The organism is Sphingomonas sp. SDUR79, assembly GCF_056821745.1.
Map to the genome: position 1 here is coordinate 305,068 of NZ_JBPDIN010000001.1, position 19,442 is coordinate 324,509.

16 protein-coding genes are annotated in these 19,442 nt (G+C 65.6%); 6 read left to right on the forward strand and 10 right to left on the reverse strand.

Translation table 11 applies throughout. The features are described from left to right. Positions 1–64 precede the first annotated feature (64 nt). From sucD to ACRYLO_RS01365, 4 genes are all read right to left on the reverse strand, one after another. Positions 65–949 carry a succinate--CoA ligase subunit alpha gene (sucD, locus tag ACRYLO_RS01350; RefSeq protein WP_066659385.1) on the reverse strand — a complete coding sequence of 295 codons (885 nt, stop codon included), beginning with the start codon at positions 947–949 and terminating at the stop codon, positions 65–67. Beyond that, a complete protein-coding gene (locus ACRYLO_RS01355; RefSeq protein ID WP_482658507.1) occupies positions 950–1,543 on the reverse strand; it encodes a hypothetical protein in 594 nt (197 codons plus the stop codon). Beyond that, positions 1,543–2,505, reverse strand: coding sequence for a malate dehydrogenase (gene mdh / locus ACRYLO_RS01360; RefSeq protein ID WP_294018563.1), 963 nt, complete (start codon positions 2,503–2,505; stop codon positions 1,543–1,545). The genes ACRYLO_RS01355 and mdh overlap by 1 nt, the downstream gene beginning before the upstream one ends. A 311-nt stretch (positions 2,506–2,816) precedes the next feature. Beyond that, positions 2,817–4,424 carry an NAD(P)/FAD-dependent oxidoreductase gene (locus ACRYLO_RS01365; protein WP_482658508.1) on the reverse strand — a complete coding sequence of 536 codons (1,608 nt, stop codon included), beginning with the start codon at positions 4,422–4,424 and terminating at the stop codon, positions 2,817–2,819. A gap of 269 nt (positions 4,425–4,693) precedes the next feature. Here ACRYLO_RS01365 and ACRYLO_RS01370 point away from each other — a divergent pair, with 269 nt between their 5' ends. From ACRYLO_RS01370 to ACRYLO_RS01380, 3 genes are all read left to right on the forward strand, one after another. Further along, positions 4,694–6,292: an MFS transporter gene (locus tag ACRYLO_RS01370; RefSeq protein WP_482658509.1), complete on the forward strand. Its 1,599-nt coding sequence runs from the start codon at positions 4,694–4,696 to the stop codon at positions 6,290–6,292. Positions 6,293–6,327: 35 nt separating this feature from the next. Next, positions 6,328–7,362: an alanine racemase gene (gene alr, locus ACRYLO_RS01375; RefSeq protein WP_482658510.1), complete on the forward strand. Its 1,035-nt coding sequence runs from the start codon at positions 6,328–6,330 to the stop codon at positions 7,360–7,362. A 71-nt stretch (positions 7,363–7,433) separates the two neighbouring features. Beyond that, positions 7,434–7,844 (forward strand): hypothetical protein, encoded by a 411-nt coding sequence (locus tag ACRYLO_RS01380; RefSeq protein WP_482658511.1) that lies wholly within the window; start codon positions 7,434–7,436, stop codon positions 7,842–7,844. Between the two features lie 129 nt (positions 7,845–7,973). Here the strand turns inward: ACRYLO_RS01380 and ACRYLO_RS01385 are convergent, their stop codons facing one another. The 3 genes from ACRYLO_RS01385 to ACRYLO_RS01395 form a co-directional block, all read right to left on the reverse strand. Then, on the reverse strand, positions 7,974–11,000 hold the full coding sequence (locus ACRYLO_RS01385) for a TonB-dependent receptor domain-containing protein (RefSeq protein ID WP_482658512.1): 3,027 nt from the start codon (positions 10,998–11,000) through the stop codon (positions 7,974–7,976). Positions 11,001–11,206: 206 nt separating this feature from the next. Further along, the gene (locus tag ACRYLO_RS01390; protein ID WP_482658513.1) at positions 11,207–12,385 is read right to left on the reverse strand and encodes an acetyl-CoA C-acetyltransferase; all 1,179 of its coding nucleotides are present in this window, start codon (positions 12,383–12,385) and stop codon (positions 11,207–11,209) included. 27 nt (positions 12,386–12,412) lie between these two features. Beyond that, positions 12,413–13,474, reverse strand: coding sequence for an alpha/beta fold hydrolase (locus ACRYLO_RS01395; protein ID WP_482658514.1), 1,062 nt, complete (start codon positions 13,472–13,474; stop codon positions 12,413–12,415). 23 nt (positions 13,475–13,497) lie between these two features. Between ACRYLO_RS01395 and phaR the strand changes: the two genes are divergently transcribed. Both phaR and ACRYLO_RS01405 read left to right on the forward strand, forming a co-directional pair. Further along, positions 13,498–14,070, forward strand: coding sequence for a polyhydroxyalkanoate synthesis repressor PhaR (phaR, locus tag ACRYLO_RS01400; RefSeq protein WP_482658515.1), 573 nt, complete (start codon positions 13,498–13,500; stop codon positions 14,068–14,070). 44 nt (positions 14,071–14,114) lie between these two features. Then, positions 14,115–15,410, forward strand: coding sequence for a metal-dependent hydrolase family protein (locus ACRYLO_RS01405; RefSeq protein ID WP_482658516.1), 1,296 nt, complete (start codon positions 14,115–14,117; stop codon positions 15,408–15,410). 36 nt (positions 15,411–15,446) lie between these two features. Here ACRYLO_RS01405 and ACRYLO_RS01410 read toward each other — a convergent pair whose 3' ends face one another. Continuing rightward, a complete protein-coding gene (locus tag ACRYLO_RS01410) occupies positions 15,447–16,277 on the reverse strand; it encodes a class I SAM-dependent methyltransferase (protein WP_482658517.1) in 831 nt (276 codons plus the stop codon). 50 nt (positions 16,278–16,327) lie between these two features. On the opposite strand from ACRYLO_RS01410, the gene ACRYLO_RS01415 reads away from it, so the two are divergent. After that, on the forward strand, positions 16,328–16,516 hold the full coding sequence (locus tag ACRYLO_RS01415) for a hypothetical protein (protein ID WP_482658518.1): 189 nt from the start codon (positions 16,328–16,330) through the stop codon (positions 16,514–16,516). A 1-nt stretch (position 16,517) separates the two neighbouring features. On the opposite strand, the gene ACRYLO_RS01420 is transcribed toward ACRYLO_RS01415, so the two are convergent. Together ACRYLO_RS01420 and ACRYLO_RS01425 are read right to left on the reverse strand one after the other, a co-directional pair. Next, positions 16,518–17,687, reverse strand: coding sequence for an aspartyl protease family protein (locus ACRYLO_RS01420; RefSeq protein ID WP_482658519.1), 1,170 nt, complete (start codon positions 17,685–17,687; stop codon positions 16,518–16,520). A gap of 184 nt (positions 17,688–17,871) precedes the next feature. Next, positions 17,872–19,419: a TadA family conjugal transfer-associated ATPase gene (locus tag ACRYLO_RS01425; protein ID WP_294018546.1), complete on the reverse strand. Its 1,548-nt coding sequence runs from the start codon at positions 19,417–19,419 to the stop codon at positions 17,872–17,874. Between the last annotated feature and the right edge of the window lie 23 nt (positions 19,420–19,442).

A 19,442-nucleotide genomic window follows, 5' to 3' on the forward strand; every position in this document is an offset into this window, starting at 1 on the left:
ATTCCTTCTACCCCCGGGGAATGGCCGGGCCGCGCACCGCGCGCACCCGGCCGGGAGTGGTGTGTCAGCCCTTCAACGCCTCAAGCAGCGTTTCGCCGAGCAGGCTGGGCGACTGCGACACGCGGATGCCCGCTGCCTCCATCGCCGCGATCTTGCTCTCGGCATCGCCCTTGCCGCCCGACACGATCGCGCCGGCATGGCCCATGCGACGGCCCGGAGGCGCGGTGCGACCCGCGATGAAGCCGGCCATCGGCTTCTTGCGACCGCGCTTGGCTTCGTCGATCAGGAACTGCGCGGCCTGCTCTTCGGCGTCGCCGCCGATTTCGCCGATCATGATGATCGATTCGGTCGCATCGTCGGCCAGGAACAGCTCGAGCACGTCGATGAAGTTGGTGCCGTTGACCGGATCGCCGCCGATGCCGACTGCGGTGGTCTGGCCCAGGCCCGCATTGGTCGTCTGGAACACCGCCTCATAGGTCAGCGTGCCCGAGCGCGACACGACGCCGACGCTGCCCTTGGAGAAGATGTTGCCCGGCATGATGCCGATCTTGCACTCGCCCGGGGTCAGCAGGCCGGGGCAGTTCGGGCCGATCAGGCGCGACTTGCTACCCGACAGCGAGCGCTTCACCTTGACCATGTCGAGCACCGGAATGCCTTCGGTGATGCACACGATCAGCGGGATTTCGGCGTCGATCGCCTCAAGGATCGAGTCCGCAGCGAAGGGCGGCGGAACATAGATCACCGATGCGTCGGCGCCGGTCTTGCTCTTGGCTTCGGCAACCGTGTCGAACACCGGCAGGCCGATATGCGTGGTGCCGCCCTTGCCCGGGGTCACGCCGCCGACCATCTGGGTGCCGTATGCCAGCGCCTGCTGGGTGTGGAAGGTGCCGGTCTCACCGGTCATACCCTGAGTGATGACCTTGGTATTCCGGTCGATGAGAATGGACATTCAGAACCCTCCGATAGATTGCGAGACCAGGACCAGGCCCTGGATGCCGTAAGACGTGCCGAGCGGGTGACCGCGCGGGACATAGGTAATTTCGAGCGTGACGCCAGTCTGCCACGGCTCCCACAGACGCTTGGTCGCGGTGCCGTTGGCCTGAACGCCGGTCGGGGCGGAGCCGACCCAGGAGTCGATCACTTCGCGCGGCGGGGCGGCTGGGGCGTCGAGGTCATAAGCGCGGCAGCCATCGCCCCAATAGCCTTCCTTGGCAACGAAGCGGCTGGTGACGAGCCAGACGGTGCGGCCGTCGAAGCTGTGGCGGAACATCTGGCCGGCATAGGTGCCATCCGGCTCCTCGGCCTGAACCGCCTTGCGCCCCATTGCCGTAATGCGCGCGATACGCGGGTCGGCATCGGCCTCGGCCACTTCGGTCCAGCCCGCAGCCTTGGCGGCGGGGGCGATCGTGTCGAATGCCGACTTGCCGTCCGCGCTCTTGAGGTTGAAGCACGCCGCCTTAAACGCCGCAAACAGCGGCGATGGCGCAGGGGCGGGTGCCGCCTGCGCCATTCCGAATGCTGCGATGAGGGCGGCTGCCGGCATCAGGCGAGCGAGCTGTCGATGGCCTTACACGCGACCAGCAGTTCCTTGACCGCGTCGACCGAGACCTGAAGATTGGCCTTGGCCTCGTCGTTCAGGTCGATCTCGATCACCTGCTCGACGCCGTTCGCGCCGATGATCACCGGCACGCCGACATAAAGGTCATCGACGCCATACTGGCCGGTCAGGTGCGCGGCGCAGGGCAGCAGGCGCTTCTGGTCGTAGAGATAGGCTTCGGCCATCGCGATGCCGCTGGTGGCCGGGGCATAGAAGGCCGAACCGGTCTTGAGCAGGCCGACGATCTCGCCGCCGCCCGAACGGGTGCGCTGAACGATCGCGTCGATGCGCTCCTTGGTCGAACGGCCCATCTTGATGAGGTCTGGGATCGGGATGCCCGCGACGGTCGAATATTCGACGACCGGGACCATCGTGTCGCCATGACCGCCGAGCACGAAGCTGTTCACTTCCTTGACCGACACCTTGAACTCGTCGGCGAGGAAGTGGCTGAAGCGCGCGCTGTCGAGCACGCCGGCCATGCCGACGACCTTGCTGTGCGGCAGTCCGGAGAATTCGCGCAGCGCCCACACCATCGCGTCGAGCGGGTTGGTGATGCAGATAACGAAGGCGTCGGGCGCGTTGGCGGCGATGCCTTCACCGACGGCCTTCATGACCTTGAGGTTGATGCCGAGCAGGTCGTCGCGGCTCATGCCCGGCTTGCGGGCGACGCCGGCGGTGACGATGATCACGTCCGCGCCTGCGATGTCGGCATAGTCGTTGCTGCCGGTGATGGTGGCGTCGAAGCCTTCGACCGGGCCGCACTGCGACAGGTCGAGCGCCTTGCCCTGCGGAACGCCCTCAACCACGTCGAACAGGACGATGTCGCCCAGCCCCTTGAGTGCAGCGAGATGGGCAAGCGTGCCGCCGATATTGCCGGCGCCGATAAGGGCGATCTTCTTGCGGGCCAAATGAGCCTCCCTGAACATGCGTTGGGCGGCCCGTCCTACTATTGGCCGCAGGGACGGAGGCGCCTTAGGCGCATTATAGAGGCTGGGCAACCGACGAATTGCCCGCCGTCAAGAAATCTTTGCTCGTGCGAATTAGTTGCAATAAGATGGGTTTTTAAGCGGGTTGCTTCTCAATCCTCCCCCGCAAGGGGGAGGTGGCGCCGTAGGCGACGGAGGGGGAGGACGGCTGTGCCCTATCGCCTCCTGTCCAACCCCTTCCTCCCCCTCCGTCACGCTGCGCGTGCCACCTCCCCCTGGCGGGGGAGGATTAGTCAGGCGACCAACCGCGCAGCCACGGCTTCGGCGACCTTGATGCCGTCAATCGCGGCGGAGAGAATGCCACCGGCATAACCTGCACCTTCGCCCGCCGGGAACAGGCCGGGGGTGTTGAGGCTCTGAAAATCGCCGTTGCGTGTGATGCGGATCGGGCTGGACGTGCGCGTTTCGACCCCGGTCATGATCGCGTCGGGATGGTCGTAATTGGCGATGCGGCGGCCGAAGATGGGCAGCGCCTCGCGGAACGCCTCAATCGCGAAGGAAGGCAGGCAGGCGGACAGGTCGGTCGGTGTCACGCCGGGCTTGTAGCTCGGCACAACCTCGCCGATCGCGGTCGAGGCGCGGTCGGCGAGCAGGTCGCCGACGCGCTGGACCGGGGCGTTATAGTTGGAGCCGCCGGCGACGAACGCCAGATCCTCGAAATGGCGCTGGAGTGCGAGGCCCGCGAGCGGACCATCGGGATAGTCGCGCGCGGGGTCGATCGCGACGACCAGGCCGGAGTTGGCGTTAAATTCGGCGCGCGAATATTGGCTCATGCCGTTGGTGACGACGCGCCCCTCTTCGCTGGTCGCGGCGACGACGCGACCGCCGGGACACATGCAGAAGCTGTAAACGCTGCGCCCGTTCGAGGCGTGGTGGACCACCGAATAGGCGGCGGGGCCGAGATCGGGGTGTTTGGCGCAAGTGCCGAAGCGGGCGGTGTCGATCCACGCCTGTGGATGTTCGATCCGCACGCCGATCGCGAACGGCTTCGCCTCGACATGCACGCCGCGACGGTGGAGCATTTCGAAGGTCGGGCGCGCGCTGTGGCCGACGGCGAGGACGACCTGATCGGTTTCGATGAAGCCGCCGTCGTGCAGATGCAGGGCGCGGATGTTGCGATTTGCATCCAGTTCGATGTCATCGACGCGGGTCTGCCAGCGATATTCGCCGCCCAGATCCTCGATCGCCGCGCGCATGCTTTCGACCATGGTGACGAGGCGGAAGGTGCCGATATGCGGGTGCGCCTCCCACAATATGTCGTCGGGTGCGCCGGCCTTGACGAACTCCTCCAGCACCTTGCGGCCGAGGAAGCGGGGGTCCTTGACCCGGCAGTAGAGCTTGCCGTCGGAAAAGGTGCCCGCGCCGCCTTCACCGAACTGGACATTGCTGTCGGGGTTGAGCTCGCTGCGCCGCCACAGGCCCCAGGTGTCCTTGGTCCGTTGCCGCACGACCTTGCCGCGATCGAGGATGATCGGGCGGAAGCCCATCTGCGCGAGGATGAGGCCCGCGAAGATGCCGCACGGCCCTGCGCCAATGACCACCGGGCGCTTCCCCGACCAGTCCGCGGGTGCGGTGACCGGCGGGCGATAGGCCATGTCGGGGGTGGGGCGGACATCCTTGTCGTCGGGGAAGCGGGCAAGCACCGCGGCTTCGTCGGCGAGGTCGAGGTCGAAGGTGTAGACCAGCTGAATCGCGTTGCGGCGGCGCGCGTCGTTGCCGCGCTTGAACAGCGTCCAGCTTTTCAAATCAGCGCGTGCGATGCCGAGCCGATCGCAGATCGCGGCGGGAATCGCTTCGGGTGCATGGTTCAGCGGGAGGTTGAGGCCGGAGAGACGGAGCATGTGGGCGCTTTAGGCCCAACTGCGGCGCAATCCAATTCCTCCCCTGAGCTCGCTCAGGGGAGGGGGACCGCCGCGAAGCGGTGGTGGAGGGGCTGCCCCGCAGAGGGCAGAATTTTGTCGAGCCGTTTCGGCCGTCTGCGCGGCCGCCCCTCCGTCAGCACTTCGTGCTGCCACCTCCCCCGCGGAGCAGGAGAGGCATTTGGTTGCCCCTTGCCGCCCCCTCCCAACCCGTTAAACCCTTGCACCAAAGGGATTGGGGGATTCTGAACATGGCGACCACAGCGGACGAGGCGTCGAAACAGCGCGAGCCGAGCAGGGCGGAAATGCGGCAGGTGGTGACCGCGTCGTCGCTGGGCACCGTGTTCGAATGGTATGATTTCTTCATCTACGGCACGCTCGCCGCGTCGGGGATCATCGGGCGCACCTTTTTCGCGACCGGCAATCCGGTGCTAGAGGCGCTTTATGCCTGGGCGGGGTTCGCCGTCGGGTTCGGGTTCCGGCCGCTGGGTGCGGTGCTGTTCGGATATCTGGGCGACAAGCTCGGGCGCAAATATACCTTCCTCGTCACCATCACGCTGATGGGCATCGCCACTGCGGGCGTTGGCCTCGTCCCATCCTACGCCAGCATCGGCGTTGCCGCGCCGATGATCGTGATCGGCCTGCGCATCCTGCAGGGGCTGGCGCTGGGCGGTGAATATGGCGGGGCGGCGATCTATGTCGCGGAACATTCGCCGCCGGGCCGCGCAGGCTATCACACCAGCTTCATACAGGCGAGCGTGTCGGCCGGGTTCATCCTGAGCCTGGCGGTCGTTCTGATCACGCGGTTCAGCATGCCGGCGGGGGCGTTTGACGATTGGGGCTGGCGTCTGCCGTTCATCTTCTCGATTGCCTTGCTCGCCATCTCGCTGTGGATGCGGGTGAAGCTTAACGAAAGCCCGGTGTTCAAGGCGATGAAGGCGTCGGGCGAGATTGCGCGCAATCCGCTGAAGGAGAGCTTCACCTATCCCGGCAACTGGCGGCGGTTGCTGGTCGCCTTGTTCGGCATCGCGGCCGGGCTTACCGTGATCTGGTACACGGCGACCTTCTCGGTCCTGTCGTTCCTGCAGGGGCCGATGCGGGTCGAGCCGGTGGTGGCGCAATTGCTCGCCGCCGGGGGCGCGGCGGCGGGGCTGTTCTGGTTCATCCTGTTCGGCAAATTGAGCGACAAGATCGGGCGCAAAAAGCCGATCGTCCTTGGTTATGGCTTCACCCTGTTGCTGCTGTTCCCGCTGTTCTGGGCGATGGGGCATGCCGCCAATCCGGGGCTGGCGGAGGCGGCGAAGCGCGCGCCGGTGGTCGTTTCCGGGCCAGACTGCGCCTATGATCCCTTTGCCGCGCGGCAATCGACGACGTGCGGGCAGTTGATGGATTATCTGTCGAAGAAAGGCATTCCCTATACGCAGGAGGTGACTCCGTCGGCATCGGTCGCGATCGGCAGCATCCCGGTGGTTTCGAACACGTCGGTCGATATCGACAAGGCGCTCGCCGAGTCGGGCTATTCGCTTGAGCGCGTGACGCCGGGGACGGTCGATCTGGTGCTGATCCTGATCGCGATCGTCGCGCTGGCGGCGCTGTCGGGCGCGACCTATGGCCCGGTTGCCGCGCTGCTGACCGAACTGTTCCCGCCGCGCATCCGCTACAGCTCGATGTCGATCCCCTATCATATCGGCACCGGCTATTTTGGCGGATTCCTGCCGCTGATTAGCCAATATATGGTGGCCAAGAGCGGCGATCCCTATGCGGGGCTGTGGTACACCTGGATCGTGGTGGCGATGGCGTTGGCGGTGACGGTGTTTTTCCTCAAGGAACGCGATCTGGTTCAGCAGTGATTGCGGGGATGGCGCGCGATGCCTAACCGGGCGGGATGATCGCTTCCCCGCTCCGCCTGCGTCTCGACCGCGACGCGCTGGTCGCCAACTGGCGCACGCTGGCCGCGATGAGCGGTACGGCAGCGTGCGGCGCTGCGGTCAAGGCCAATGGCTATGGCCTGGGCGCGCCGGAGGTGGTGCGCCATCTGGCGGAGGCGGGGTGTCGCGATTTCTTTGTTGCGACGTGGCGCGAGGCGCTGGCGCTGGCGGATGCAGGCGTCGCCGTATCCGTCCTGCACGGTGTGCGCGAAGACGACATGGCCGTCGCGCTGGCGTCGCCCCATGCGCGCCCGGTGCTCAACAGTGTGCAGCAGCTGCGCCGCTGGCGTGATGCCGGGGGTGGCGCGTGCGACGTCATGGTCGATACTGGCATGAACCGGCTCGGCATTCGGCCCGAGGATGTTGCCGCAGGGCTGCTCGACGGCATGCAGGTCGAGACGCTGATGAGTCATCTGGCTTGCGCGGATGACGATTCGCCGCTGAACGCGCAGCAGCGCGACAGCCTTGCGGCGTTGCGCGACCGGACGCAGGCGCGGCGGATGAGCCTGGCCAATTCGGCCGGAATTGCGCTCGGTCCGGATTATGCGTTCGACCTGACGCGACCTGGTGTTGCGCTCTACGGTGCGGTGCCGGTGCCCGCGCTGGCCGGGCGGATTCGTCAGGTGGTGACGCCTGAGGCGCAGATTTTGCAGCGGCGGCTGGTCCCGGCGGGCGCAAGCGTGGGGTATAACCTGACCTGGACCGCGACCGCCGATACCGAAGTGGCGATCGTCAATCTGGGCTATGCCGATGGCTATCTGCGCTGCTTTTCGGGCAAGGGGCGGGCCATGCTGGACGATCGCGTGTTGCCGGTGATCGGGCGGGTGTCGATGGACCTGACCGCAGTGGACGTGAGCGCGGCGCCGGAGCTGGCAGAGGGCGACTGGCTGGCGATGGACTATGATTTGCCTGCCATGTCCGCGCTGTCGGCGTTGTCGCAATATGAGCTGCTGACCGGACTTAGCGCGCGGTACGACCGGATTTGGGGCTGAAGGTGTAATTGGTTCAGCGTTGCGAAAGGCGCGATGCGATACCATCATGGGTAACAGAGGAGTGGAACGTCATGCGACTTGCATTTGCCGCCGCCGCCCTTGCCGCCCTGGCCCTGCCGGGCGCCGCAACGGCCGATCAGAAACCTTATCCGAAGGGCGAGGCCGAGCTCGCCAAGATGCTTGAAGGCCGGGTTGCCGGAAAGCCCGTGCGCTGTCTGCCGCATTCGCGGCTCGACCAGAGCACGATCATCGACAAGACTGCGATCGTCTATCGCGCCGGATCAAAGCTCTATGTCAACCGCCCGCGCGGCGGGGCCGATCAGCTGAACGACGATGAGATCCTTGTCACCAAAATCTATGGCAGCCAGCTGTGCAATGTCGACAAGATCGATCTGGTCGACCGCACCTCGCGGATGTGGAGCGGGTTTGTCGTGCTCGGCGATTTCGTGCCCTATGAGCGCGTGAAGTCCGACACGAAATAAGCGGTTTTCGCCGAATGAATATGGGTCAGCGGGTTATCCCCGCTGGCCCATTTTTTTGTGCGCGCTTCGGCCAAATAAAAAGGGCCGCCTGTCGAATGACAGACGGCCCCGAAGTTTTCGAAGTTCTGATTAGAACTTGAAGGTCGTGTTGATGAACACCTGACGGCCGGTATAGTCGTAGCCTGAATAGAGCGGCGCGTTACCGATCGTGGTGTAGTACACCGTGACCTGAGGCGGTTCGGTGTCGAACAGGTTACGCACGCCCATGGTCAGTTCGAACTTCTTGTTAACGTTGAACTGAACCGACGCGTTATGCAGGAAGTACGACGGCACCTCAATCTGGTAGAAGGTGTTGAGGATGTCGACGTTGGCCTGGTTCACCACACCGGTGGTGCGGCTGGTCTGGTTGTATTCGGCAGTGCCGCTCGAACCATCGAACCAGGTGATGCCGTAACGCGCCGTGACCGGGCCCGAACGGAAGCTGACGTCACCCGAACCAACCCAGTCCGGCACGTTCAGCGTACCGTTGGAGTCGAGCAGGATTTCCTCCGGGAAGACCTTGTCCGACTGTTCGGTGTACTTGGTGACGTTGGCGTTGATCGTCAGGCGACCGCCGAACAGGTCGGTGGCGAAGCGTGCCGAGGCTTCGAAACCCTTCACGACGTCAGTCGCGAGGTTCACGTAACCGCTGGTCACCGTGAGCGCCTGGTTGGCGTCACGCTGGACGAAGCGGCAGAAGCCACCGTTCGGGTCGAAGTCCGTTGCGCCGTAACAACGGTTAAGGATCGTCGTCCCGCCGAGGGAGGACACGCCGTTCGTCACCTTGATATCGAAATAGTCGATCGCAAGGGCGAGGGTCGTACCAGCGGCAATGCGCGGCTGAAGCACGGCACCCACCGACCAGTTGGTCGAGGTTTCCGCAGACAGGCCGGTTTCCGCACCGCCACGGGTGAGCGACGTGATCCCGTTGTTCTGCTGGAACGTCTCGACGTTGATGCCGACGGCAGCGCAGTTGTTCGCCCGAGTCTGCTGAGCCACGCTGTAGGGCGGCCGCGGAAGCGGACCGGCACCATCCGGATCCTGCGGGAAGTTGTCACCATCGCAAGGATCGTTGGCCGCGCCGAGGAAGCCACTGGTCGAGCCCAGGAACTGCTCGGCGAGCGCCGGTGCACGATAGGAGGTGCCATAGCTGCCGCGGATGCCGAAGCCCTTGAAGAACTCCCACTCGCCCGCGAACTTGTAGGTCACGTCCGAACCATAGGACGCATAATCGGTGTAGCGCACCGAAGCGTTCAGGTTCACGTTCTCAAAGAACGGACGGCCCGACAGGATCGGCAGATAGACTTCGGCAAAGGCTTCCTTGACGTTGTCCTTGCCGCGGGTCGGCGTACCGGCGGTCAGGCCGAGCAGGTTACCGCGGATCGAGTTTTCATCCGGCGTATCGTCGATTTCCTGCTCACGATACTCGACGCCGAGCGCGAGCTGCACATCGCCACCCGGAAGTGCGAACACCGGACCGTCGATTGCGGCGACGAAGGTGGCCTCGCGGAACTTGGTGGTCCCGATCGTGTTCTGCAGGATATAGTCGCGCCATGCCTGCGGCAGGTTGCCGCCGATCACCGCCGCACTGAGTGCCGGAGCGGCGACGCAGTTTGCGAAGGTCGCGGCCGAAGCGCAGCTGAACGAACCGTCGGTGTTTTGCACGACGTTGGTCGAGGCGGCAACGCGATCGATCAGGAACGAGTCGATCTCGTAGGTGCCGTCGGTGAACGACTTGCCAGCGTACACGTCATAGCGCCAGCCGCTCAGGAAGAAATCGCCGCGAATGCCGAGGCCGGCACGCACATAATCGACTTCCTGCGACGAGTCGGTCAGGCCAAAGCCGACGAACGCGCGGGCCGCGATTTGCTGACCGCTGCTGGTGTTGGTCGGGTTGGCGAACACGCCGTTGCGGAATTCCACCGGGAGCAGCGGGCTGCCGCGCAGATAGTCGATCGAGAGCTGGCGATACAGCTTCGACGACGACTGGCGACGCGTAGCGAGCAATTCACCGTAGAGTTCGGCATTGCCGAGGCCGTCGATGTCATAGCTGGCAGCAAGGAACCCGGTGTAGGTCTTGACCGGGGTGATCAGCTCTTCTTCCTGGCTACGCGGGTCGAAGCTGTCACGGTCGTAGAGGCCGACGCCGAGATAGCCCGGGGTCGCGCCACCGCCCTGGCCAGGCGCGGGCACGAAGCGGTTAAAGGTGGCGAGCGTGCCGCTGGTACGACCGATACCCGTGCGGTTCGGGAGACCCAGGGTGTTGATCGTCACACCACCATTGTCGATGGTGAAGCAGTTGCGCGGGTCACCCAGCGGATACGGATCGTCCGAACCGATCGGCGAATCCGCGTCGAGGCGGAAGCCGGGGATCGGGCACTTGGTGAAGTCGCGGTCGGCCAGGGTCATCGCGTCACGCTGACGATATTCGACCGAGCCGATGACGTTGAGCGGACCGCTCTCAAACCCGAAGGTCGCCGAAATGCGGCGATCGACGCCGGCACCGACTTCAGGAATGTTGGCCTGCGCTTCGAGCGTCAGGCCGCGCGTCGTGGTATCGGTGATGATATTCACAACGCCTGCGATCGCGTCCGAACCATAGACCGACGAAGCGCCAGCCTTCAGGACTTCGATCCGCTCGACGATGGACGTCGGAAGGACGTTAAGGTCGGCCGCGAGGACGTTGCCGCGCGTACCGGCCGGCGCGATGCGGCGACCGTTCAGCAGGACCAGCGTACGCGCCGGGCCGAGGTTGCGCAGGCCGAGCGTGTTGGCGCCGGTGCCGCCAGCGGTCACGAAACCGCCGTAGAAGTTGTTGATCTGGCCAGCGCCAGCCGTCACTTCGGCGCTCTGCAGCGCGTCGGTCGCGCTTGCGAAGCCCGACTGCGTGATTTCCTGCTTGGTCACCACGGTGATCGGCTCGACCGTCGAGAAGGTGTCGCGACGGATGCGCGAACCCGTGACGGTCACTTCGGTCGTGGATTCTTCCTCTTCCGCTTCATCCTGAGCGGTGGTTGGCGCAGGCGTTGGCGTGGCGGTCTGCGCAAGAGCGACTTGCGGAACAGCGAAGCTCGCACTCGCAAGCGCGGTCGCCGCCAGAAGACGACTAATGTTCATATGATTCCCCTTCGACCCGGCTGAATGCCGGTTCGTCACAGAGGAAACCGTTTTGTTCAGCCTAGCGCAAGCAAAAGCGTCCCGGTTCTGTCAGATTCGCCGTCATCGTGTTGCAACATTGCCACAATGGTGCGGTGCAACACGAATCAAGCGACATAAAATTTCAAAACTGGACGTTAGCGTGAACTAATTCAAACCTTAGGGAATCAGCCGTTGCGTTCGACGCACATGGCGATGCCCATGCCCCCGCCGATGCAGAGAGTCGCGAGTCCCTTTTTTGCATCGCGGCGCGCCATTTCATAGATCAGCGTGGTCAGCACGCGCGCGCCGCTGGCGCCGATCGGATGGCCGATCGCAATCGCGCCGCCATTGACGTTTACCTTGGCGGGATCGAATCCGAGTTCCTTGCCAACGCACAGCGCCTGGGCCGCAAACGCCTCATTGGCTTCGATCAGGTCGAGGTCAGCGACGGTCCAGCCGGCCTTTTCCAGCGCCTTTTTCGACGCCGGGACGGGGCCGATGCCCATGATCGACGGATCAACGCCGGCAGTTGCCCAGCTCTTGATGGTGGCGAGGATCGGTGCGCCGCGCTTTTCGGCTTCTTCGCGGCTCATCACCACCAGCGCCGCCGCGCCGTCGTTGAGGCCCGATGCGTTGCCTGCCGTGACCGTGCCGTCCTTCTTGAACGCAGGGCGCAGGCCTGCAATGCCGTCCAGCGTTGCGCCGGCGCGGATATATTCGTCCTGATCGACGATCGTGTCGCCCTTGCGGCCCTTGATCGTGACCGGCGCGATCTCGTCCGTGAAGCGACCTTCGGCGCGCGCGGCTTCGGCAAGGTTCTGCGAGCGGACGGCGAATTCGTCCTGCTCGCCGCGACCGACCTGATATTGCTCGGCGAGGTTTTCCGCGGTGATTCCCATGTGATAGCCGTTGAAGACGTCGGTCAGGCCGTCCTTGATCATCGTATCGACCAAAGCGACGTCGCCCATCTTCGCGCCGGCGCGCAGCGTCTGGGCGTGCGCGGCGAGTGACATCGATTCCTGGCCGCCCGCGACGACGATCGTGGCATCGCCGGTCTGCACCGCCTGTGCCGCGAGCGCGACCGCGCGCAGACCGGAACCGCACACCTGGTTGAGGCCCCATGCCGGGACCTCCTTGGGCACGCCTGCCGCCATCGACGCCTGGCGGGCGGGGTTCTGGCCCTGCGCGGCGGTGAGCACCTGGCCCAGGATCACTTCCGAAACCTCTTCGCCCAACACGCCCGCCTGCGCCAGCGCAGCCTCGATCGCGATGCGGCCAAGCTCATGCGCGGGGGTGGCGGCGAAGGCGCCGAGGAAGCTGCCGACGGGGGTGCGCTTGGCGGCGGTGATCACGACTTCGGTCATCGAGGGGCTCCTGAACTTGGTTGCGGGCTATTTAGGGGCGGGGAGGCCGGTTAGCCAGTCGGCAAGCGGTTGCCACAGAAACTGTCGCGCCGACGAGCCGACGACCATCCCGACATGGCCGAGGCGCAGCTTGCGTTGATCGGCGAAGCCGACCGCGCTGCCCGCAGGGACGATGCGGTCGGTGAGTGAGACGAACTCGACCGTGGGGCAGGGCAGGGTGAGCGGGTCGATGAGGTTCCCCGCTACGCGCCATTTCCCTTGCCCGGGCAGGTCGGCGGTGAAGAAATCGTCGAACATCTGGCGTCCGGCGGCGAAGGTCAGCGGCGCGCCGGCATTGGCCCAATCCTCCAGCACCACGAAATTCTTGGCCGCCGTGCTGGCGGGGTCGAGCCGGGCGAACTTTTCGAACTTGGCGATCGTGCGCGCCGGGTCGAGTTGCCAGAAGCCGGCCTGAAGCACCTCCATCGGCACGAGGCCGAGCGTGTCGCAGGTGTCGTGCGCCGCCTGCCAGATCGAGTCGATCTGTCCCAACGCGTCCGGCCCGAACCGCTCGAACTGCCACGGCGCGGCGATCAGCGCGAGGCCGCGCACCGGCACCGCCTGCGCCGCCGCCGCCGCGATTGTGCCGCCGAGGCAATAGCCGGCCAGCGCCACCGGCTCGCCGATGCTGCGCAGCAGCGGGATCAGCATTTGCTCGACATGCTGCGCCACGTCCTGACTGCGCTCGGCCGGGGTTGGCGTGCCCCAGTCGACCAGCAGCGGGCGGACCCCTTGCCGCGACAGCCAGCGCAGCAGCGAGCGGCGGTAGCGCATGTCGAGAATCATCGGCGGATTGATCAGCGATGGCACGAACACCACCGGACTCCCCGTTCCGCCATAATCGCGTAGCGTGGCCCGGCCCGCCTGCGCCACCATCGGCATGGCCCGGCGTGGGAGGGGTCGGCGGGCCGCCTGATAGGCCGCCAGCCCCGCCAGCGCCGCTGCGCGCCGTTCGGGCGATGCTGCGGTTTCTTCGCGCAGCAAGTCGAGAAACAGCGGCAGGGGGCGCGGCCCGTGTTGCGATGCGGCAATGAAAGATGTTAGGGCCATGTCAAATACCCTTGGGGGCGAGCATGAAAAAGACAGCGCAGACGGACGGCCCGGTCATCATCAAGAAATACGCCAACCGGCGCCTCTACAATACCGAAAGCTCGTCCTACATCACGCTCGACCATCTCGCCGCGATGACGCGCGAGGGGCGCGATTTCAAGGTCGTCGATGCCAAGACCGACGAAGACATCACGCACAATGTGCTGACCCAGATCATCATGGAAGAAGAGGCGCGCGGCCAGACGCTGTTGCCGGTCAACTTCCTGCGCCAGCTGATCGCGCTCTATGGCGATTCGATGCAGGCAATGGTGCCGGGCTATCTGGAAGCATCGATGGAAAGCTTCCGCCGCAATCAGGAGCAGTTCAAGAGCGCGGTCGAGGGCGCGTTCGCCAACTCGCCCTTTGCCGAGATTGCCAAGCGGAATCTGCAGATGTTCGAAGCGGCGGCCGAGGCGTTCAAGCCCGGTTCCGCAGCAGCTGGTGCAGCAGCAGCCAAGCCCGCCGCTGGCGCGCCCGAGAAGAGCAAGGATGACGAGATCGCCGCGCTCAAGGCGCAGCTGTCGGCGCTCAAGGATCAGGTCGACAAGCTCGGCTGAGCGCAATAGCCTTCGCCCATTCGCGTTCTGAATGGGGGAAGTGCATGAAATCCTTGGTCGCCATTGCGGCTGCAGCCCTGCTGGCGGGGTCGGCACTCGCCCAAGAACCGGCTCAGGTCGATCGCTACATCCATGCCGGCGCGCTGCTCGACCGACCGGGGCAGGCACCGCGCGGCGCGAGCACGATCGCGGTCAGGGGCGACCGGATCGTCGGCGTCTATGACGGCCATGTCATGCCGCTGGGCGATGCGCCGGTCATCGACCTGAAGGACAAGACGGTGCTGCCCGGGCTGATCGACAGCCATGTGCACCTCGGCTCCGACCGCGCCGGGCAGGAAGGGCTGCTGGCGGGCTTTACCGAGAGCAAGGAGCTGGGCGCGTTCGAGGCGCAGTGGAATGCGCGCAAGACGCTGATGGCGGGGTTCACCACCGTCCGCAATCTGGGCGACGACGGCGCGACGCTGGCGCTGCGTGAGGCGATTGCGCGGGGCTGGGCCGATGGGCCGCGCATCGTCGATGCCGGGCGGTCGATCTCCACCACTTCGGGCCATATGGATCGGCGGCTGGGGGTGGTCGAGGACCTGCACCCGGTGATCAGCACCGAAAACCTGTGCGATGGCGCGGACGCATGTCGCAAGGCGGTGCGCAATCAGGTCGCACGCGGCGTGGACGTGATCAAGATCGCGACCACCGGCGGGGTCAACAGCCGCATCGGCGCTGGGCTTGGCAAGCAGATGTTCGACGACGAGGCCCGCGCGATCGTCGAGACCGCGCGCCTCTATGGCAAGAAGGTCGCGGTGCATGCCCATGGCGCGGACGGCATTACGCTGGCGCTGAAGATGGGTGCGGATTCGGTCGAGCACGGCACGCTGATGGATGACGAGGCGATTGCGCTCTTCAAGAAGTCGGGGGCCTATTATGTCCCGACGCTGTCGACCGTGAACGGCTATCTGGAGCGGATCGCGAAGGATCCCAATGCCTATCCGCCCGCAGTGCGCGCGAAGATCGACTGGCGCATCGGCATCACTGGCAAGGCGCTGGAAAAGGCGGTGCCGGCGGGCGTCAGGATCGCGTTCGGCACCGATGCCGGCGTGTCCAAACACGGGCGCAATGCCGACGAGTTCGAGCTGCTGGTCAAGCATGGCATGACGCCGATGCAGGCTATTGCGGCGGCGACGGTCAACGCCGCTGATCTGCTGGGGCTGGCCAAGGAAGTGGGCAGCATCGAGCCGGGCAAGAGCGCCGACATCATCGCGGTTAGCGGCGATCCGCTGAAGGATGTGCGCGTGCTGAAATCGGTCGGCTTCGTGATGCGCGCGGGGGTGGTGCACAAACAATGAGGTGGCGGGGGCGGCGCGGGCCGCCCCCAATCTGCGTCAGCCGCCCCGCACGCCGGGGTTGGGCTTGCGGAATTTGAGCGTCATGCGGTCGCTTTCGCCGATTGCCTCATATTTGGCGCGATCAACATCCTTGAGGCGCAGCACCGGGGGCAGCGTCCAGACGCCGTCCTTCCAGTCGGCCGTGTCCTTGGGATTGGCATTCACCTCCGACGCGGCGACGAACTTGAATCCCGCCTCCTCGGCCAGTTTGCGGACGGTCGAGACCTTCACATAGCCGCTAGTCTTCTCGCGCGCCGAGTCGGCCGATTCGGGCAGCCGGTGGTCGACGATGCCAAGCGTCCCGCCGGGCTTGAGCATTGCGAAAATCTGCTTGAAGGCTTCGGCGCTGCGGTCGGTGGTGCCCATCTTCCAGTTGTGAACGTTGCGGAAGGTGAGGACGACATCGGCGCTGCCAGCGGGAACTGTGGGCGCGTCATCTGCGGCGGGGAAGGCGGCGAGCTTGACTGCGCCATAGAGGTCGGCATTCTTCGCCTGCAGCGTCTGTGTGCCCTTGACTCCATTGGGCCAGGGGGCCGCTGCATAGAGCGTGCCGCCGCCCTTCTTGAGATAGGGCGCAAGGATTTCGGTATACCAGCCGCCGCCCGGCCACAGTTCCACCACCGTGTGCGAAGGCTTCACCCCGAAAAAGGCGAGCGTTTCAGCCGGGTTGCGGTATTTGTCGCGGGCGACATTGGCAGGCGTGCGGGTGGATGCGGCAACGGCAGCCTTCAAATCGGCACTGGGCTTGCCCATCTGGGGCGCGCCGATGGCGGCGGCTGCGGTCAGGGCGACTGCGGATAGAGCGATGGCGGGCAGGGTGTAGCGCATGGACGGCTCCTCTCTGTTCTGGAGCGTGGTTTGGAGTGGGGCGCGGGGCGATGCAAGGGCCGTTATGGATCGGGGTAGGCGCGATGGTCGCGCTGGTCGGCGTGAGCGGTGTCGCGGAGTGGCGGCGCGGCAAGCGTGCTGATCTGGACCGGGTCGGCTGGATGCCCTGGACGTTCATTCAGGTGATGGCGCTGCTGCTCGCCATCGTCGGAGCCGCGCTGGCCCTGAAGGGCGTGTGACTCAGTAAAAGCTGGCGAGCGTCAGGGTGCGTTCTGTGCCGTCGCACAGAGTCAGGCGGATATGGCGGCCCGGGGTGCCCGTCGCCCAGTCGCGCGGGGCAGCAGCGGCCGGTGCGCCATCGATCGCACAGATCAGCGTGCCCGCGCGCCAGCCGCTGGTCGCCGCCGGACTTCCCCGCATGACATGCAGCACGCGCAGGCGGTCGGACTCTTGCGCGACCATCAGGCCGCTGGTCGATCGCGTCACCGGCCAGTCGGCGCGCGCGCCGCTCGCCAGCACCATCCGCCCCGCACGTGGGTCGAGCAGCACGCGGTGGCGGCGCAACAGTCCGCCGCCGATCCGCCCCGCCGCGCCCTTGCGTGCGGAAAAGCCGGTATCTGCCTCGACCCGCAACTCGACCTCCGCAGCAAGGCCGCCGATGCGCAGTTTCGGGAGGACGGCAACCTCATTCTCCACCACCCCGCCCAGGCCCCAGGCGATTGCCGTGGTCGTGCGAACGGAACCGGGGGCGCTCGCTTGCCAGAAACTGCGGGTCAGACTGACCATGCCGCCATCGCCGGTATCCACGATGACCGGGCGGACATTGCGGCCGCCCAGATCGAGTTCGCTGAGATACAGGCCCGATCGCTCGGCCAGGCGCAGCGGCAGGGTCACGCCGCGGAACGGCAGACGCCCGCTGGGGAGCAGGCGGAAGCGCTGGGCGTCGTAGTCGATCTCGAGCGCATGACCGGCGAGCAGGTCGGAGCCGACGAACAGGTCGACCGGTGCGCTACCGGTGACGCGTGGATCGGCATCGATGATCGCGACCCGCCCGCCCGTGCGGACCAGCCCGCCGACCTCGACCCGGTCGATGCCGGTCCAGGACAAGGCGACGCTGCCCCCGATCGCATCGGCGCGGCCAGCGACGAGTGGCTTGAGCCCGGCGGCGCGGGCAAAGCGCGCGGTGATGGCGGTGTCGGTCACGCCGGTGTCGAGCAGCGCATCGACCCAGCGTCCGTTGAGCTGGGTGCGGAAGCGGATCTGGTTGCCTTCCGTCACTTCGAAACTGACCCAGCGTGCCTCGCTGTCGGCGGAAAGGTGCATCACCGCTGGCGCCGCGACGACGCGCTGCGCCGGTGCGGCAAGGCCGATCAGGGCGGCGAGCAGGATCATTGGCGTGCGGAACCCCATCCGCGCGATGCTAGGCGCGGGGCGGATATGCGCCAGCAGTTGCGGTCGTGGTTAATGTCCCGTTGAGGGAGTCGTCTGTTGGCGGTGCCGGCCCGCTCCCCCGCCCGGCCACCCACTTCAGGGTATCTTTGGTGGGTGGCCGGGCGGGGGAGCGGGCCGGTACCGCGCCGCAGCGCAGCTGCGATCAGAGACACGCTTCCAGCAGCGCATGGTCGAAGCCGAACGAACGCGCCTTTTCAAGCGTATAGGGGCGCAGGCCCATCGAGCGATACTCGCCGATGATCTTGCCGTCGGCGCTTTCGTCGAGATATTCGAACTTGAACAGCTCCTGCGTCACGATGACGGGGCCTTCCATCCCGATCACCTCGGTGATGTTGGTGACGCGGCGGCTGCCGTCGCGCAGGCGCTTGACCTGAACGATCAGGTCGACCGAATCCGCGATCTGGCGGCTGATCGCCTCCTTCGGGATCTTGATGTCGCCCATCAGCACCATGTTTTCCATACGCCCCAGGCACTCGCGCGGGGAGTTGGAGTGGAGCGTACACATCGACCCGTCATGGCCGGTGTTCATCGCGGACAGAAGGTCGAAGCACTCAGGTCCGCGAATTTCGCCCAGGATGATGCGGTCCGGGCGCATACGCAGCGCGTTCTTGACCAGGTCACGGATCGTGATCTCGCCCTGACCCTCCAGGTTCGGCGGGCGGGTTTCGAGCGGCAGCCAGTGCGGCTGCTGCAGGCGCAGTTCGGCCGCGTCCTCGATCGTCAGCACGCGCTCGCCCGGGTCGATCATCTTCGACAGGGCGTTGAGCATCGTCGTCTTGCCCGAACCCGTGCCGCCCGAGATGACGATGTTGAAACGGCAGGCGCCGGCGATCTTCAGCATCGTCGCCATCTTGGTCGACATCGATCCGAAGCCCGCCATCATGTCGAGCGTGATCGGCTTGTCGGAGAATTTACGGATCGAGATCGCGGTGCCGCGCAAGGACAGCGGCGGCACGATCACGTTGACGCGACTGCCGTCCTTGAGCCGCGCGTCGGCGAGCGGGGTGGTCTGGTCGACGCGGCGACCGACCGAGTTGCAGATGCGCTGTGCGATCTGGAACAGATGCTCTTCGTCGCGGAACTGGATGTTGGCCAGCTCGAGCTTGCCCTTGCGCTCGACAAAGGTCTGTTCGGGGCCGTTGACCATGATGTCGCTGATCGAGCTGTCGCCCAGCAATTCTTCAAGCGGGCCAAGGCCGAGCAGTTCGTCGACCAGCACTTTTTCGAGCGCGAACTGTTCGCGGCGGTTGAGCGTGAGCTTGAGCTCCGCCAGCACCTCGCCGATGATCGGGCGGAATTCCTCGGCCAGCTCATCCTTGTTGAGCGTCGCGGCAGCTTCGGGATCGACGCGTTCGAGCAGGCGCGGAAGCACCTGTTCCTTGATGCGGTGGATTGATGCTTCGAAGCCTTCGATCCGCGAGCTGCTCGGTTCGCCGGTCGCGGCCTGACGGTCGGCGAGCCGTTGCATCGCCTCACTCGTATTCTGCGCAGCCATGCCGCCGCCGGAAACCGGCTCGGGCGGCAGTTGCGCTGCGCCGGGAAGGGGCACGTCATGGAGCGGCGGGAATTGCTCGCCGCCCATCGGTTCGCTGGGCCGCGACGCGCCGCCGCCCTGCATCGGGCGCGCAACGCCGAAGGCAGGGCGTCCCGACCCGGCTCCCGGTCCGCTACGACGTCCAAATGCGCTCACCTCGGCTCCCCGCTATCCGCTGT

Bases quoted from the DNA above. Each gene is read 5' to 3' on its own strand.
- sucD (WP_066659385.1), bottom strand. From the start codon at position 949: ATGTCCATTCTCATCGACCGGAATACCAAGGTCATCACTCAGGGTATG.
- ACRYLO_RS01355 (WP_482658507.1), bottom strand. From the start codon at position 1,543: ATGCCGGCAGCCGCCCTCATCGCAGCATTCGGAATGGCGCAGGCGGCA.
- ACRYLO_RS01365 (WP_482658508.1), bottom strand. From the start codon at position 4,424: ATGCTCCGTCTCTCCGGCCTCAACCTCCCGCTGAACCATGCACCCGAA.
- ACRYLO_RS01370 (WP_482658509.1), top strand. From the start codon at position 4,694: ATGGCGACCACAGCGGACGAGGCGTCGAAACAGCGCGAGCCGAGCAGG.
- alr (WP_482658510.1), top strand. From the start codon at position 6,328: ATGATCGCTTCCCCGCTCCGCCTGCGTCTCGACCGCGACGCGCTGGTC.
- ACRYLO_RS01380 (WP_482658511.1), top strand. From the start codon at position 7,434: ATGCGACTTGCATTTGCCGCCGCCGCCCTTGCCGCCCTGGCCCTGCCG.
- ACRYLO_RS01385 (WP_482658512.1), bottom strand. From the start codon at position 11,000: ATGAACATTAGTCGTCTTCTGGCGGCGACCGCGCTTGCGAGTGCGAGC.
- ACRYLO_RS01390 (WP_482658513.1), bottom strand. From the start codon at position 12,385: ATGACCGAAGTCGTGATCACCGCCGCCAAGCGCACCCCCGTCGGCAGC.
- ACRYLO_RS01395 (WP_482658514.1), bottom strand. From the start codon at position 13,474: ATGGCCCTAACATCTTTCATTGCCGCATCGCAACACGGGCCGCGCCCC.
- phaR (WP_482658515.1), top strand. From the start codon at position 13,498: ATGAAAAAGACAGCGCAGACGGACGGCCCGGTCATCATCAAGAAATAC.
- ACRYLO_RS01405 (WP_482658516.1), top strand. From the start codon at position 14,115: ATGAAATCCTTGGTCGCCATTGCGGCTGCAGCCCTGCTGGCGGGGTCG.
- ACRYLO_RS01410 (WP_482658517.1), bottom strand. From the start codon at position 16,277: ATGCGCTACACCCTGCCCGCCATCGCTCTATCCGCAGTCGCCCTGACC.
- ACRYLO_RS01415 (WP_482658518.1), top strand. From the start codon at position 16,328: ATGCAAGGGCCGTTATGGATCGGGGTAGGCGCGATGGTCGCGCTGGTC.
- ACRYLO_RS01420 (WP_482658519.1), bottom strand. From the start codon at position 17,687: ATGGGGTTCCGCACGCCAATGATCCTGCTCGCCGCCCTGATCGGCCTT.